Raw genomic sequence first — 16115 nt, 5'->3', positions numbered from 1 at the left:
ATATTGAATATGAAAGGACAGAAATTATTCGTGTTTAAGAAGATGCCATATTGGATTGTAACAAGATTTGATTAAAAGATTTTTGCAGTTTTTTGGTGATAGGCCCAACTTGCCCATCTTGAATCGCGGTTCCATCAAGGTGGGTCATTGGTAAAATTTCAATCGTTGTGCCTGTAAAAAAGCATTCATCTGCTTGATAAACGTCACGAACGCTGAAAAGTTCTTCCTGTACAGGAATGTGAAGAGTATTCGCTAAAGAAAGGACATATTGACGAATAATGCCATTTAGAATAAGGTGATTGGCTGGATGTGTGTAAAGAGTTCTGTTTTTAATTAAAAAGAAGTTGGAATGGCTTCCTTCCGTTACGATACCATTCCTTATGAGAAGTGCCTCTTTACAGCCTTTACGTTCAGCTTTCGTAGCAGCTAGTACGTTTGGTAATAAATTTAATGATTTAATGTCACAGCGTAGCCATCGAGTATCGGGTTCTGATATAGCGCGTATACCATATTCAATCCATAATGCTGGTCTTTCTTTTTTTGTAATATAGGCATAAATTGTCGGAGGGGTGTCATATGAAAATACATGTGTGCGAGCTTGTACACCGCGAGATACTTGCAAATAAATTGTGCCATCTTCGTGGAAATGGTTTCGTTCAATTAATTTGTAAAGTAAAGTGATGAGTTCAGCTTTTGAGAAAGGGAGCGATAATTCTACTTCTTCCATGGATCGATATAATCTTGTTATGTGCGGATCTAATAAGTGAAAATTCCCTTTATATAGGCGAATAACCTCGTAGACACCATCTCCGAATTGCAAACCTCTTTCTTCAAGTTCTATGTACGTTTGTTGTTTTGTTGTATCAATAACTTCATCATTCCAAAGTACAAATTTTTCGTATGCCAATTTCCGTCCCATCCTTTCGTAAGTACGTAAATAACGTGAAACTTTCATTCATGCGAGATAAAAATCACTATAGTAATTTTTATGTAAGCAATTCTCTATATATGACCGTATATGTATTTGTAAATCATAGAGAAGTAAGGACGATTTCCCCCGCATTAACGGGCTGATTAAAGTTTCACTTTACAGCATTTTGTATATACAAATTCGAAAATAAGAAATGAGAATCCTGCTTTTAAATAAAAAAAAGCAACATTCTTATGGAATGCTGCACAAGGAGGGTAGCTATCTTTCATAGGGACATTGTCTCGTTGAATGCTTTGTGTATGGAAACAAAACATGTTGAAAGACAATTATAAGAAAGTAGAAACAAGAGATTTACACATTTCTTTAAGGGATCTTACGAAAGATGAGAGGTAAGAAATATGTAGAACCTTGTTTACATATTTTATTATAGAGATTCTTCATTAACCCTATGTGAATATTTGGTAAAGGTTATGTAATTTTAAAGTTAATGAATATAAGCAGTTGTATGGAAGAAAATAAAAAAAGAGGCTGAGATTACTCAGCGCTCTTCTTTTCTTCTTTAATAGCTGTTTTTACTTCACCAGTTTTGATCTTATTACTTTCAGAGAAGCGAAGTAAGTCACCTTCAATGATTTTATCAGACATGTGCAATTCATTTTGGGCACGATCAATTAGTGGTTGAGATTCTTCTTTCGGTAATTGTACAACTTCGCCAGTAGCACGGTCGTAGAATGTACTGTTTGTGTACATGTATTTATCTGTAATGAAGCTACCGTCACGAAGAACAACAAATCCTTTATTATCAGGTGAGAATACATCATGACCGAATCGAACGTCATTTGTAGAATCTACACCAAGTAAGTTTAGAATAGTTGGTTTAATATCAATTTCACCAGTTGGTTTCGAAATTGTTTTACCTTCTTTTTGACCTGGAACGTGAATAAACATCGGTGTTTTTTGTAAGTTCATATGGTCAAATGCAGTGATTTCTTCTTTTCCTAAGAACTGTGCCATTGCACGGTTATGGTTTTCAGAAATACCGTAGTGGTCACCGTAGAATACGATTACTGAGTTGTCGTAAATACCTTCTGCTTTTAGACGCTCAATAAAGTGTTTCATTGCTTCGTCTAAGTAACGAGCAGTTACCATGTAACGGTCAAATACTCCATCACCAGAATTATATTCGTCGATTAATTTTGTACTGTCATCGTAAGTGAATGGGTAATGATTCGTTAAAGTAAGGAAGCGAGTATAGAATGGTTGCTTCACTTCTTTCAACATATCAATAGATTGATCGAAGTATTCGATATCTTTTAATCCCCAGTTTAATTTTGTTTCCGGCGTAATCTTGTAATCAAGCTCGTTGTAGTAACGATCATAACCAAGTGCTGGATACATAATGTTACGGTTCCAGAATGTTGCGTTGTTTGCGTGGAATACCGACGTGTGATACCCTTGCTGACGTAAAATTTCTGGAGTTGCTGTATATTCATTGTTACCGTGTGTGAAGAATACAGCACCGCGGTCTAGTGGATATAAAGAAGTATCTACTAGGAATTCAGCATCAGATGTTTTACCTTGCCCAGTTTGATGGAAGAAGTTATCAAAGTAATAACTTTCTTTCGTAAATTGGTTTAAGAACGGTGTAACTTCTTGTCCGTTAACTGTTGCGCCAATTAAGAATGTTTGTAATGACTCAAGAGAGACAACAATTACGTTTTTCCCTTTTGCAGTACCGAACATATTTGGATCTGGTTTACTTTGTGTTGTTTTCACGTAGTTTTCTGTTTCTTGTAATTTACTACCGTCAGCGAATGCTTTTTGTGAACTTGATTTCGCTTGTAAGCCAAGATCGTATACTTGGTGTACATATAATCCTAAGTTTTTAACAAGCATAACGCGGTCGAATGAACGTGTTAATAGTTCTGGGCGTTCAGCTTCTGCAAGTCCTAAGTTTGCGAAGAAAATAGCAACTGTTGATACGAAGTATAGAGAACGCATCGGGCGTGCTACACGCTCTGTAGGTGCAAAGTTTTTCATTTTCTTCAATAGAACGAAGAATACGATAATGTCTGCGAATGCAAGAATAATTTTGTAGTTAAATAATTCTTTCACACTAGAACCTAAACTTCCGAAGTTAGATGTTTGTCCGAGTACTGGTAAAGTAACGAAGTCATTGTAGAATCCGTAGAACATTACGTTACCAACAAGAACGATTGTTAAGACAAAGTTAATTCCAAGTGCTATATAGTTACGTTTTTTCCCTTTTGCAAATAATGCAAGACCAACAAGCAGTAATGATGCTGCTAATGGGCTAAGGAATAAAATGAATTCTTGCATGAAAGATTCAAGTTTTAAATCAAAGCTTGTGCGTGTAATAATGTAAGTTTTCAGCCATAAGGCTAAAGCTACGAATACAGTGAAACGCACATTTTGAAATTGCGATTTCAAGGTTTCTTTCATTCATTTCCACCCTTTCTCTATCAGGCTTGGTCGATTTTGGAGCGAAAAATGCTAAAATAAAAAATACATAGTTTTCTTGGCCATAATTAAAGGTTCTATATTCACCCATATACGACTATAACTATGCATACCCTTTTGGTTTCTTTTGTTGCTCATAAGCATAACGTCATTTCTGTATTATACAACAAAATTCATTTCTGAGAAACACTATAACATTTTACATTTTTTGTATAAGATTTGTCACTACCAGAGAAAACTTTAACATTCGTTTATATGTCCGTCAACTAGAAAATATAACAAAGATAGAGCAGAATGTTAAGTGGAAGTGAAAATTTCTTTGTTGAGAAATAAGAAACGAAGATGGATAAGGGTTATCTAGAAATCTATTATATGAAGGAAATCGTGTAAAAATTAACGAACACTTGTTCTTTTTTGGTTTGTTTGTTACAATGAAAGTTCATTGATAGGTTTTGTGTAATTTCCATGAACTTTTACTGATAACATATTGTAGCTTATTTCTTTTTAAAAATAGGGAGGCTTTTACATGAAACAAAAATTTTCAGTTGAAGCGTTTTGGAAGAAAGTAAAACATGTTGCAAAGCAAGCAGGGCAGTCGGTCATTTATACAAGTTTATTACTGTTTTACGTTTTGCAAAGACCCGATGTTCCAAAACGAGTGAAAATTATTGTAATTGGAGCACTTGCTTATTTTATTGCACCGATTGATGCGATTCCAGATTTCATTGCTGGAATTGGCTATACGGATGATTTAGGGGCGTTAACGGCCGCACTAATACAGGTGTCGTTATACGTCAATGAAGATGTGAAAGATAAGGCACGAGTGAAGTTGGCAGAATGGTTTGGTTCGGATATAGACACAACATTTATCGATCAGAAATTAGGTCAATAGGTGAAATCTGTCATAAGGTGACAGGACGAACGTAAGCGAGGAAGTGCATTATGCCATCAGGAAGAACGCATACGAAAATAAACTTAATATCCCTTCCGGTTGTTTTGTTTTTGCTCTTTTCGTATGGATTAACAAATTTTGATTTTTTATTAACTTTTGCAATTGGTTTTTTAGTAGGTACTACATTTTTAACACCAGATTTAGATACGTACAGTAATGCTTATAACAAATGGGGTTTCTTACGTATATTTTGGTATCCTTATAAGAAAGTAATGCCACATCGATCTTTCTTTACGCATACGATTATACTTGGTGATGTGATTCGTATTGCGTACATGTTAATCGTCTTTTCTCCATTTTTATTCCTATTAAATGTAATCGCACTGGATGGTAATTTAATAGAAATTGCGAAGAAACATGAGGTTGAAATTGTAACGTTCTTAATGGGAATTGTTGTGGCAAGTACGCTCCACATTATAGCGGATAAGGTGAATACGCGCCGAAAGAAAATGATGAGAAAAAAGAAGAAACGCAGAAGATAAAGTAACTAATCGGGAAAAGGACCCTTGCAATTTGCAAGGGTCCTTTTTTAAACAAACGTTTGTTTAAAATTAAGCTTTCAGTACTTTAATTCCTTTTACAATGTTCCAGATGAAGTAGTATAAGCTGATGATTCCGCAAATAGCTAAGACAATCATTGCTCCAATTCCAAGTGTTACATCTGGTTGGTCAGATCCTATGCCCATAATTCCTAAAATGGTTAAGCCGATAAATGTAGCGATACTTGGAATGATGTGTGTCCATAGAGCACGTTTTGCGTGTGGCTTTGTTTTAGCGTCTCCTACAATCCAAACGATAATAGGGAATAAGATAGGGGCAAATAGTACACTAAAGTATGATAACGCAGCTAATATTTTATTTCCGTTCATATATATCACCTCATGAATAATGTCTGTTGTTATACTATTATTATGCAATAATTTAGTTAAGCTTTCTATCGATGAACATTACAAGAACATGACGATTTTGTAAGATTTTTTTGTTAAATGATAAAATTTTCAAAAAAATCTTTTTTAATGGAAATTGTTATGGTACAGTATAAATGGAAGTTGTTGAAAACGTTTTCTTAAACGTTTTTTATTTTTAGGCTTAAAGGTATGATGACCTGATAGTCTATTGATAAGATTGTATTTATTTAAAAGGGGATTCTTTAGGGGGAGAGGACAATGAACACATGGACACAAGTTTATGATCCGTTCGGTAATATTTGGATTTCAGCAGCAGTAGCACTTATTCCGATTATCTTTTTTTTCTTAGCTTTAGCGGTTTTTCGCATGAAGGGGTATGTGGCAGGATTTATTACAGTTGTACTTACAGTTTTAGTAGCATTATTCGCTTATAAAATGCCGTTCACGATGGCAATGGCAGCAACCGGGTACGGTTTTTTGTACGGGTTATGGCCAATTGCTTGGATTATCATTATGTCGGTATTTTTATATAAAATTTCTGTAAAAACAGGTCAATTCGATGTGATTCGTGCATCGGTATTATCGATTACGAACGATCATCGTTTACTCGTTATTTTAATTGGATTTTCATTCGGAGCATTTTTAGAAGGAGCGGCAGGGTTTGGAGCGCCAGTAGCGATTACAGCAGCGCTTCTTGCTGGTCTTGGGTTAAATCCTTTATACGCAGCAGGTCTTTGTTTAATTGCAAATACTGCACCAGTGGCGTTCGGAGCGATGGGAATTCCGATTACAGTTGCTGGACAAGTAACAGGTATTGATCCACATAAAATTGGACAAATGGCTGGGCATCAATTACCGTTCCTATCATTATTTGTTCCATTCTTTATCGTATTTTTAATGGATGGATTTAAAGGGGTAAGACAAACGTGGCCTGCGTTACTTGTAGCAGGTAGTTCATTTGCGATTACGCAGTTCATTACAGCGACGTTCTTAGGACCGGAACTTCCGGATATTACGTCAGCACTTGTAAGTTTAGTGAGTTTAGCACTGTTCTTAAAAGTTTGGCAGCCGAAAGAAATTTATCAATCCGGGCAAGCAAATAATGAGGTAGCAGCAACAACGACAGCAGCATCGATGCCGAAATTAACGTTTGGAAAAGTAGTGAAGGCATGGTCCCCATTTATCGTATTAACGGTTATGGTAGTCATTTGGAGCCAAAATTTCTTTAAGGCATTATTTGCTCCAGGAGGGGCTTTAGAAAGTCTTGTATTTAAGTTTGAAATTCCAGGTCTGCATAATCTAGTAATGAAAGCAGAGCCAATTGTAAATAAACCAACGCCTTACGAGGCAATTCTAAAGTTTGATGTATTATCGGCAACTGGAACAGCGATTTTAATTGCTTGTATCATTTCCATGTTTATTTTGAAAATGAATGTAAAAGATGCAGTAGTGACATTTAAAGAAACGTTAAACGAATTAAAAATGCCAATTCTATCTATCGGATTTGTACTAGGGTTTGCATTTATCGCAAACTATTCTGGCCTATCTTCTACGTTAGCGTTAGCATTAGCTGGAACAGGCGGACTATTCCCGTTCTTCTCACCATTCTTAGGCTGGATTGGCGTATTCCTAACAGGGTCTGATACGTCTGCGAATGCACTGTTCTCGAATTTACAAGCCATTACAGCGCAGCAAGTCGGCGTATCTGAAGTGCTTCTCGTTGCAGCAAATACAACAGGCGGTGTAACAGGTAAAATGATTTCCCCGCAGTCGATTGCCATCGCTTGTGCAGCAGTTGGTCTTGCTGGAAAAGAATCGGATTTGTTCCGTTTTACAGTGAAGCATAGTTTATTCTTCGTAATTATTGTTGGTATTATGACGTATGTACAGGCATATTATTTAACGTGGATGATTCCATAAAAAACAAAAGAAATAAACTTTGAATTTTTCAGATTATAGTGTATGATGGGAAAGTATTGAAAATTAAATCAGTGATAAACTAGGGGTGCCTAACGTATGCGTAGGCTGAGAGAGAAGCGCGTGAACTTCTTAACCCTTTGGACCTGATCTGGCTCGTACCAGCGTAGGGAAGTTAACGGCTTTACATAATGATGTCTTTATGAGCCAGGTCCTTATTTTTTTATGGACCTGGCTCTTTTTATTTTGGCATGCGCTGGCCATATCTCGTCCTTGTCACGAACAGGGGGGCAACAAAATTTATGAAACAATCTGTTTCAGCTGAGCAAATTGAATTGAAATCGAGTTTACCAGGGAGTAAGAAAGTATATGTGGATGGACCACGAGAAGGTATGAAAGTGCCGATGCGTGAGATTGAACAAAGCGAAACGAATGGCGTCCCAAATCCACCAATCCGTGTGTATGATACGAGCGGTCCTTATACAGATCCTGCGTATAAGGTCGAGCTGGAAAAAGGCATTCCAACGCCGCGCCACTCCTGGATTATGGGGCGTGGTGATGTAGACGCATACGAAGGGCGTGAAGTAAAACCAGAGGATGACGGTGTGAAAGTGGCTTCGAAACATACACCTGTTTTCCCGCAAATGGATCGTAAGCCGCTTAGAGCAAAGCAAGGTGCAAATGTTACGCAAATGCACTATGCGCGTAATGGCATTATTACGTCTGAGATGGAATACGTTGCGATTCGTGAAGGGGTAGAGCCGGAGTTTGTTCGTAAGGAAATCGCAGAAGGCCGCGCTATTTTACCAGCGAATATTAATCATCCAGAAGCTGAACCGATGATTATCGGGCGTAACTTCCATGTGAAGGTCAATGCAAATATCGGAAACTCTGCTGTATCTTCTTCTATTGCAGAAGAAGTAGAGAAGATGACGTGGGCTACTCGCTGGGGTGCAGATACAATTATGGATTTATCTACAGGTAAAAATATTCATACGACGCGTGAGTGGATTATTCGTAACGCGCCTGTACCAGTTGGAACTGTACCGATCTATCAAGCGCTGGAAAAAGTAAACGGAATTGCAGAAGATTTAACGTGGGAAGTATATCGTGATACGTTAATTGAGCAGGCGGAGCAAGGCGTTGATTACTTTACGATTCACGCTGGTGTATTGCTTCGTTACATTCCAATCACGGCAAAGCGTACGACAGGTATCGTTTCACGCGGTGGTTCGATTATGGCGCAGTGGTGTTTATTCCATCATAAAGAAAACTTCCTATATACTCATTTTGAAGAGATTTGTGAAATTATGAAACAGTACGATGTTTCGTTCTCTCTTGGAGATGGATTACGTCCAGGGTCTATTGCAGATGCAAATGATGAAGCACAGTTTTCTGAGCTTGAAACACTTGGTGAATTAACCAAAATTGCTTGGAAACATGATGTGCAAGTTATGATCGAAGGACCTGGACACGTACCGATGCACTTAATTAAAGAAAATATGGAGAAAGAGCTTGATATTTGTCAGGGCGCGCCGTTTTACACACTTGGGCCACTAACGACAGATATTGCACCAGGTTATGACCATATTACATCGGCGATTGGAGCTGCGATGATCGGTTGGTTTGGAACGGCGATGCTTTGTTATGTAACGCCGAAAGAACATTTAGGTTTACCGAATAAAGATGATGTACGCACGGGTGTTATTACGTACAAAATTGCAGCGCATGCGGCTGATCTTGCGAAAGGACATAAAACGGCTCATCAGCGTGATGATGCACTTTCAAAAGCACGCTTCGAATTCCGTTGGCGCGATCAATTTAATCTATCTTTAGATCCTGAACGTGCGATGGAATATCACGATGAAACGTTGCCTGCAGAAGGGGCAAAGACAGCTCACTTCTGTTCAATGTGTGGACCGAAGTTTTGTAGTATGAGAATTTCACATGATATTCGTGAATATGCAAAAGAAAATGATTTAGAAACGACAGAAGCAATTGAAAAAGGAATGAAAGAGAAAGCAGAAGAATTTAAAGAAGCTGGTAGTCATTTATATCAATAACACGTTACACCTCTTTACTTGATTGATCACACTGTAGTACCTAACTTTATTATAGAAGAATCCCCATTTGCTAAGACGGTAGCAAATGGGGATTCTGTTGTTTATCCCGCTATTTGTGGGCAGTAAGACCCCCACCTCAAAATTCAGCGGAAGCAAAGAAGTTAGGTCGGGGTCGGGCTGCCCGTAAAAGCCCGATTGGTTAGGGCTAATAATCAGTGGGGGATGAACAAAACCCCCACTGATTAAAGTTTCACTTTATAAGGCAAAGAAGAGGTGTACCCAGTAGAATAAGAGGAATAGTGTGACGACTGTTGTGAGCGGGATAACGATAAGGGATACACTTAAATAGTCTTTCCATTTTACTTTAATTTTGTTTTGTTTCAGAATATACATCCAAATGAGTGAAGCTAGCGTACCAATTGGTAGTAATAGTGAACCGATGTCACTACCAATGATGTTTGCGAGATAGATTGTTTTTAATGTGACTGGATCTAGTCCCATTTCTGTTAATGTGATCGTACCAATCATAAGGGCAGGATGGTTATTGAAGACGTTAGAGAGGATGGATACAAGTCCGCCCATCGCAAAGCTAGCATAGAGTAGATGCTGATTCACAACTGGCTCGAGCCATTGTACAAGTGCAGCTGTTAATCCTGCGTTGTGGAGTCCGTAAATAATGACGTACATAGAGAAGGCGAAAATTAAAATGTGCCACGGTGTCTTTTTCAAAATGTCGACAGGATTTGTTCGTAAGTAGTACCATCTCCAAATGAGAAGAACGAGTGAACCGAGTACCGCAACGATTTCAATTGGTATGGATAAGAAGGATGCAACGAATAGAAGACAGCGCATAAGGAAGACAAAACCTAATACTTTTAACATGAATCTTGTCCGTTTTTGTTTCGTATCAACAGAATTATTTCCTTTTAGTGGATGGAAGTTTTTCGTGAAAAAAATTTCTTCAATATCATATGAAGAAACAGGTAATTTTTTCGGAAGTTTTTTCTTCAAAACTGTATACATGAGCCATGACATAAATAATAAGCCTAATGTTGCAGGTACAAACATCATAGCAGTATGCATATAAAGAGTCATATTAACGATATTTAATGCAATTAAGTTTACGATATTACTTACACCAATTGGTGCACTAGACGCAGTAGCGATTAAAGCGCCACTTAATAAATAAGGAATTTGTTGATGTGGTTTTAATTGAAGGTTTTTTAGAAGAAGAATTAAAATTGGAGTTGTAATTAAAATACTGCCGTCGTTATTAAATAAAAGAGTCATAAGAAAACATAGTAATTGAATATACCAGTATAAACGGTGACCGGACCCTTTTGCTAAATTTGCTAGTTTCGCTGCGGACCAATGGAAGAAGCCGAAGCTTTCTAATATAACTGCCATAACAATGGTCGCTAATATTGTTATGGAGGCTCCTCCTATTTTACTAACAATATCTATGACGTCTGGTTTTGATACGATTCCTGTAAAGAGGATAATACCAGCGCCGACCGCTGCTGGCCACGCCTCATTTAAACCTCGAGGCCGCCAAAAGATAACAATCATTGTTAAGAAGAATACAATAATAGTAATCCATATTTCAATGCTCATATTTTGCCTACCTTTCTATTTTCCCTTAAACAGATGTAGCTTGTCTCAAGTTTATATTGGTAGTATATTCAGCAAAAAATAAGAAGAACTAGACGTATAACGAGATGAAGCGAATATGTGTTTTTCATGCTAAAGGACAAGTGTCACTAGTAGTGAAATAACTATTGTGATAGGAGCCTATAAATCGATTGGGCAGTAAGGTAGGAAATGAGATTTATATCGGAAATTTTTAAAATATATCGACTTAACGACAAAATATAATAAGAGGAGTCTATCCCAAAATACCTTTTGGAACAGACTCCAAGGCTATATTATTTTTCCTTCAAAAAAGTACGATCCTTCAAGAATAAATTCCAGAAGAAAATAAATCCTGGTAATAAAATTGCAATCCCAATTGCGTATAGAATGAGCAGTGCATAGAACGTTTCTTTCGTTGTAAAGCTTGTAAATACAGTTACGTCAGGGTAAATAATATACGGTAAATGCGCGACCCCGTAAGCATAGCTTGCAAATGCATATTGAGCGACGACAGCTAAAACAGCAATGCGAGGGAATCCTAGTGTGTTATACTTCTTGTTTGTCCACCAAAGGGACGAGTATCCGATAACGAATAGAACAATAGAAACTGTAAACCATGGGAATTGCTTTATTAATCCTTGCATAAGCCAATGTGTTTCTGGATCCATTACAACGAGAGCGATAATCGCCGTAACAAGTGTTGCAGGGCCAAGTATGATGGCATTCCTTCTATAAAGTTTGTATGCATCTTCTGAACCTTGCTCTCTCGCAAAATCAGCAAGAAAGAGAGAGGAGAGAAATAGTTCAGACGTTAGTCCGAAGAGCATATAACAATAGATAACCGGGCTAGAAAGAAGTTTTCCATACAGGAGTACTTCTCTTCCTTCAGACATTGTAATATACGCTCCCTCTGTAACGGGTAAAACGGTAATTAATAGTGCTGGAATTAAGAGACCAGTAATACCTGAAATAACCCGAAGAAGGTACTGATATTTTGGCAAGGAGTAAGCAAATACCATAAATGTACTACGTACTGCAACGAGTACTAAAATTAACATAACTGGTACGAACATAACGGTTGCAAGAGTAAAGGCCGCTTTCGGAAAGAAGCCGAGAAATGCGACAACGACGAAAACGAGAAACGTATTTGTTACTTCCCAAGTTGGTGATAAGTACCGATTGGCAAGTTTGGCAGCGAGCGTTGGATGTTTTGCGTATACCATGCCCCAAAAACCAGCTCCAAAATCGATGGACCCTAATATACTGTATACGAAAATAAGGGCCCATAAGATGATGATTGCAATACTTTCCTCATGCACGAGAATCGCCTCCTTGGTGTTGTAAATCATTCTTTAATGGATGTCTTCTAAAGAATGTCCGTAGAACAAAGACTGTTAAAATAGCGAGTCCAATATATAAAATGATGAATAAAACAAATAAAGGACCGACGAAATCAGCGCGAGTAGAAGCATCGACTGTACGTTGCATACCATAAATTGTCCATGGCTGACGACCGCTACAACTGAAAATCCATCCGAATTCAATACCGAGCATCATAATTGGTCCGCATGCGGCAGCCCCCCAAAGTAGCCACTTCGGTAGTTCTGTCCCCTTTTTTCGGTAAACGAAGTACCAATATAAGAGAGCAATTGCTGCAACTGCAAAGGTAAACGCAGCAGTGCCGACCATTAAGTTGAACAGTGTATGTGTATAAAATGGTGGCCATGTTTCTTGTGGGAATTCATTTAGACCTTTTACGACAGTGCTAGGGTCTAGTCCCACTAATAAGCTAAGCATGTTTGGAATTTCAAGTGCATAGTTTAGTTCAAGCGTATTAGGATCCACAATCCCGCCAATGGATAGCGGTGCGTGTGATGTCGTTTCAAATAAAGCTTCAGCAGATGCAAGTTTTTCAGGTGAGTGTTTATGTAGGGCGATTGCCGATTCGTGCCCTGAAAGCCACATCGTAGCGCCTGTAATAAATGTCACGACAAGCCCTAATAGTAGCCCCTTTTTATGATAAGCAATTTCACGTGTACTTAAATTTTTCTTCAATAATTTAAATCCAGCGATAGAAGCAATGACAGCCGCACCAGTTGCATAAGCCGTAATAACGACATGGAATGCACTTGTGCCAAAACTCGGATTAAAGAAAGCTTTCCAAGGATCAACGTTAAAAACAGATCCATCTGGATTCATTGAAAATCCTGCTGGTGTATTCATCCATGTATTTGCTGATGTAATAAGAACGGCGGATGCCGTGGCACCAAGCATGACGAAAAATAGCGAGATTAATCTCATAAATGGAGGAAGTTTATCGGCTGCATATACGTAAATCGACATGAATAAAGCCTCCAAAAAGAAGGCAAAAATCTCAATTTGGAAGGGAACAGAAATAACTTGCCCAACAATTTTGGCAAAACCAGGCCAAAGAAGTGAGATTTGCACACCGACAATTGTTCCAGTTGGAATTGCTACACCGAGAAGAATAGCAAACGCCTTTGTCCATCTTTTCGCCATAATGGCATAGTCGGAGTCTTTCTTCCAGTGATAGAGTATTTCGCTTATAAAAATCATCAATGAAAGTCCAACGCCAAGTGTTGCAAAGATAATGTGGAATGCTAATGAAGAACCAAAAAATGCTCTTGCTAATGTTACCGTATCCATATGTAAACTCCTCTTCTTTTTTGCCATTATTTTCTGATTGAATTGGAAGATTTATTCAAAAAAACTACCAAAAATATATATGTATTTAAAAAGTGAATATGATAATATAATGTTGTAATATTTTGAATAGAAAGAAATAAGTAGTTGCTTATATTTTGTTTGTTTTTTGCGCAGGAATCTTTTATAATCTTTTATGCGAACATAAGTTCTGTTTTCGAAAAAGAAGTTTATGTGAAATGGAGAGGGTGTTTTATGTATCCTGAAGTCATTAAAAAGATGGCATTTTCAAAAGAGCATAGAGATTTATTATTGAAGCTATATAATAAAGAAATTACACGTCGTGAATATGATCGACTTGTACAATCGCTATATAAACCTTCTAAAGAGGTTTGTGGGGGATAGAAATGGGGGAGACAATCTAATAGATTGTCTTTTTTAAATTTATGTATGTTCTGATAAAATTAAGGTTAGCCTTACTAGGGAGGTGAAAAGATTGCGGAAACGTTTATATATAGGGATTGGAGTTATCTTCTTAATCGCTCTAGGTGGAATTGTATTTTGGTCAGCTTTACAAGGAAACCGTACAGAAAATTTTATTTTAAGACATATGGTGAATGAAAATGGAACGCTTGCCACGTATCGTTTAGTAGATACTAAGGCAGGTACGGGTGAAGCGAAGGGACGTGAAGCTTTATCAGAATCGGCGGGATTATGGTTACAATATACACTTGATAAAGATGACCAGGCGTTATTTGATGAGCAAGTAAAGGTTATTCAAGATAATTTCGTATATAAGAATCATATCATTTTATGGAAACTCTCTGAAAAGGGAGAGAGGCAGTCAGCTACAAATGCACTTATAGATGATCTTCGTATTATAGAACAATTATATCGTGCTTATGAAATGTATAAGGAAGAGCGTTATAAAAACCTTGCCGATCAATTAAGTGATGCTGTACTTCGTTATAATAAAAAAGATAATTATTATGTTGATTATTATGATGCAGATGCAGGGAAACAAAATAATTTTGTAACAACATCATACATAAATCCGCGTGCATTCTCTTATATGAAGAAGTACGGTAAAGTTTCTGCTCAGCAATATCAGGAAATTGTTCAATTTTTAGCGGATTATCCAAGGCATGGCTGGGCATTCCCAAAAGAATATAAAGAAGATGGTACATTTAAGTACGATAAAGAAGTGAATCTTATTGACCAATCATACGTTGCATATCATCGAAGTTTAGGTGGTCTTTCATCAGCTGCTTATTTGGAATTTATAAAGAAGAGATTCCAGGAGGATGGAAAGCTATACGGTCGTTACAATTTAGAAACGAGAAAACAAACTGTGAATTATGAATCGCCAGCCGCGTATGGACTAACGATTTTGTACGTACTACAAACAGGTGATACAAAGTTTGCGAAGGAATTGTATGATCATATGTCCACATTCCGAAATGACAACGTATTTAGTAGATATTATGGTGGATATGTAACAGGTGAAAATAATAATACGCATATTTTTGATAATGTACTACCACTTTTAGCTGAAATGGAATTAAAAAAGAGTGACCAATAAAAGGTGCCACCATATGAGGGTGGCACCTTTTATTGGTTGATATAATTTTGCGTCCTAATATTAGAGAAGTAGTCAATCACGAATTCACGGAATTGCTGAGCTGTTTTTGATAAGTATCGCTTTTTTGACCAACTTAATCCGATGGTTCGCTTACAAGCGGGTTCAATAATACGCAACTTGTTTGCTGCTAAAGTAGAGTTTTTTAATAAAGTTAAATTTGGAACAAAAGCGATGCCGAGACCTTGCTTAATGAGGTCGCTAATCACTGTCGGTTCATCTACTTCAAAAGCAATATGCGGAGTGAAACCAGCTTCTTTACAAAATTCATCCGTTAAGTGCCGAAATCCATAGCCAGTATTCATACTAATAAACGGTTCGTCTTTTACTTCATGCAGGTGGATACTTTCGCGGTTTGATAACCGATGGCCTGAAGGAACGACTAAGAAAATTTCTTCTGTAATAAGTGGTTCCCAAACAATTTCTTCTCCTTCAACTGGTACAGAGGAAAGACAAAAGTCAATTTCCATATTTTCCAGTTGTCGTTTCATAGAAGGAGTAGACGCAAGAAATTGCTGGAATCGAACATTAGGATGTTCTCGTAAAAAAGAACCTAGTAGTTCTGGTAATATTCTTGGAATAGAAACGGCCATTGTAATAGAGCCTTGTTGTAATTCGGCTAAATCTTTAATTTCTCGTTCCCCTTCACTTAATTCATGAAAAATACGTTCTACCCGTTTTAAAAATACTTTTCCGAAAGAATTTAAAGTAATCTGTCGGCCTTGGCGATCAAATAAAGGGACGCCTAAATCCTTTTCGAGTCTAGCGATTGTTTTGCTGAGTGAAGGTTGCGCGATATGCAATTCTTCAGCTGCCTTTGTCATATGTTCTAGTCGTGCAACTGTCTGAAAGTATTTTAACTGGAGCAGTTCCATTTCGAATCTCCTTTCTATAGACCAAAAGGAATGAATTGATAATTAAAGATGTA

13 protein-coding genes and 1 riboswitch are annotated in these 16115 nt (G+C 37.4%); of the genes, 6 read left to right on the top strand and 7 right to left on the bottom strand.

The annotated features are described in order from the left end of the window. Positions 1 to 34: 34 nt before the first annotated feature. Positions 35 to 919, bottom strand: coding sequence for a D-amino-acid transaminase (locus BCG9842_RS25885; RefSeq protein ID WP_079997269.1), 885 nt, complete (start codon positions 917 to 919; stop codon positions 35 to 37). Positions 920 to 1465: 546 nt separating this feature from the next. Next, the gene (locus BCG9842_RS25880) at positions 1466 to 3394 is read right to left on the bottom strand and encodes an LTA synthase family protein (protein WP_000665344.1); all 1929 of its coding nucleotides are present in this window, start codon (positions 3392 to 3394) and stop codon (positions 1466 to 1468) included. A 544-nt stretch (positions 3395 to 3938) separates the two neighbouring features. Here BCG9842_RS25880 and BCG9842_RS25875 point away from each other — a divergent pair. Then, positions 3939 to 4304 carry a YkvA family protein gene (locus BCG9842_RS25875; RefSeq protein WP_000810378.1) on the top strand — a complete coding sequence of 122 codons (366 nt, stop codon included), beginning with the start codon at positions 3939 to 3941 and terminating at the stop codon, positions 4302 to 4304. Between the two features lie 50 nt (positions 4305 to 4354). Continuing rightward, entirely contained in the window at positions 4355 to 4846 is a 492-nt protein-coding gene (locus tag BCG9842_RS25870; RefSeq protein WP_001139072.1) for a metal-binding protein, read from the top strand. A gap of 69 nt (positions 4847 to 4915) precedes the next feature. Here the strand turns inward: BCG9842_RS25870 and BCG9842_RS25865 are convergent, their stop codons facing one another. Continuing rightward, a complete protein-coding gene (locus BCG9842_RS25865) occupies positions 4916 to 5233 on the bottom strand; it encodes a DUF4870 domain-containing protein (protein WP_001014103.1) in 318 nt (105 codons plus the stop codon). A gap of 297 nt (positions 5234 to 5530) precedes the next feature. Between BCG9842_RS25865 and lldP the strand changes: the two genes are divergently transcribed. Continuing rightward, positions 5531 to 7192, top strand: coding sequence for an L-lactate permease (lldP, locus tag BCG9842_RS25860; protein ID WP_001099345.1), 1662 nt, complete (start codon positions 5531 to 5533; stop codon positions 7190 to 7192). Between the two features lie 71 nt (positions 7193 to 7263). Further along, positions 7264 to 7379, top strand: a riboswitch (TPP riboswitch). Positions 7380 to 7491: 112 nt separating this feature from the next. Beyond that, entirely contained in the window at positions 7492 to 9252 is a 1761-nt protein-coding gene (gene thiC / locus BCG9842_RS25855; protein WP_000814475.1) for a phosphomethylpyrimidine synthase ThiC, read from the top strand. Positions 9253 to 9507: 255 nt separating this feature from the next. On the opposite strand, the gene BCG9842_RS25850 is transcribed toward thiC, so the two are convergent. From BCG9842_RS25850 to cydA, 3 genes are all read right to left on the bottom strand, one after another. Continuing rightward, positions 9508 to 10866 carry an arsenic transporter gene (locus tag BCG9842_RS25850; protein ID WP_000021145.1) on the bottom strand — a complete coding sequence of 453 codons (1359 nt, stop codon included), beginning with the start codon at positions 10864 to 10866 and terminating at the stop codon, positions 9508 to 9510. 311 nt (positions 10867 to 11177) lie between these two features. Beyond that, a complete protein-coding gene (locus BCG9842_RS25845) occupies positions 11178 to 12203 on the bottom strand; it encodes a cytochrome d ubiquinol oxidase subunit II (RefSeq protein ID WP_000544189.1) in 1026 nt (341 codons plus the stop codon). After that, positions 12196 to 13551 carry a cytochrome ubiquinol oxidase subunit I gene (gene cydA, locus BCG9842_RS25840; protein ID WP_000381974.1) on the bottom strand — a complete coding sequence of 452 codons (1356 nt, stop codon included), beginning with the start codon at positions 13549 to 13551 and terminating at the stop codon, positions 12196 to 12198. Before cydA ends, BCG9842_RS25845 begins: the two co-directional genes overlap by 8 nt. 252 nt (positions 13552 to 13803) lie before the next feature. On the opposite strand from cydA, the gene BCG9842_RS31450 reads away from it, so the two are divergent. Both BCG9842_RS31450 and BCG9842_RS25830 read left to right on the top strand, forming a co-directional pair. After that, positions 13804 to 13953, top strand: coding sequence for a hypothetical protein (locus BCG9842_RS31450; protein WP_000283180.1), 150 nt, complete (start codon positions 13804 to 13806; stop codon positions 13951 to 13953). A gap of 91 nt (positions 13954 to 14044) precedes the next feature. Next, positions 14045 to 15130, top strand: a complete 1086-nt coding sequence (locus BCG9842_RS25830) for a hypothetical protein (protein ID WP_001231671.1) — start codon at positions 14045 to 14047, stop codon at positions 15128 to 15130. Between the two features lie 29 nt (positions 15131 to 15159). On the opposite strand, the gene BCG9842_RS25825 is transcribed toward BCG9842_RS25830, so the two are convergent. Then, positions 15160 to 16062 carry a LysR family transcriptional regulator gene (locus BCG9842_RS25825; protein ID WP_000421919.1) on the bottom strand — a complete coding sequence of 301 codons (903 nt, stop codon included), beginning with the start codon at positions 16060 to 16062 and terminating at the stop codon, positions 15160 to 15162. Positions 16063 to 16115: the final 53 nt, after the last annotated feature.

Origin of the sequence: Bacillus cereus G9842, assembly GCF_000021305.1 — a bacterium.
In the GTDB taxonomy this organism is placed as follows: domain Bacteria; phylum Bacillota; class Bacilli; order Bacillales; family Bacillaceae_G; genus Bacillus_A; species Bacillus_A thuringiensis_S.
This window is presented reverse-complemented; position numbering and strand designations above follow the sequence as displayed.

Bases quoted from the DNA above. Each gene is read 5' to 3' on its own strand.
- BCG9842_RS25825 (WP_000421919.1), bottom strand. From the start codon at position 16,062: ATGGAACTGCTCCAGTTAAAATACTTTCAGACAGTTGCACGACTAGAA.
- BCG9842_RS25850 (WP_000021145.1), bottom strand. From the start codon at position 10,866: ATGAGCATTGAAATATGGATTACTATTATTGTATTCTTCTTAACAATG.
- BCG9842_RS25865 (WP_001014103.1), bottom strand. From the start codon at position 5,233: ATGAACGGAAATAAAATATTAGCTGCGTTATCATACTTTAGTGTACTA.
- BCG9842_RS25875 (WP_000810378.1), top strand. From the start codon at position 3,939: ATGAAACAAAAATTTTCAGTTGAAGCGTTTTGGAAGAAAGTAAAACAT.
- cydA (WP_000381974.1), bottom strand. From the start codon at position 13,551: ATGGATACGGTAACATTAGCAAGAGCATTTTTTGGTTCTTCATTAGCA.
- BCG9842_RS25870 (WP_001139072.1), top strand. From the start codon at position 4,355: ATGCCATCAGGAAGAACGCATACGAAAATAAACTTAATATCCCTTCCG.
- BCG9842_RS31450 (WP_000283180.1), top strand. From the start codon at position 13,804: ATGTATCCTGAAGTCATTAAAAAGATGGCATTTTCAAAAGAGCATAGA.
- thiC (WP_000814475.1), top strand. From the start codon at position 7,492: ATGAAACAATCTGTTTCAGCTGAGCAAATTGAATTGAAATCGAGTTTA.
- BCG9842_RS25880 (WP_000665344.1), bottom strand. From the start codon at position 3,394: ATGAAAGAAACCTTGAAATCGCAATTTCAAAATGTGCGTTTCACTGTA.
- lldP (WP_001099345.1), top strand. From the start codon at position 5,531: ATGAACACATGGACACAAGTTTATGATCCGTTCGGTAATATTTGGATT.
- BCG9842_RS25885 (WP_079997269.1), bottom strand. From the start codon at position 919: ATGGGACGGAAATTGGCATACGAAAAATTTGTACTTTGGAATGATGAA.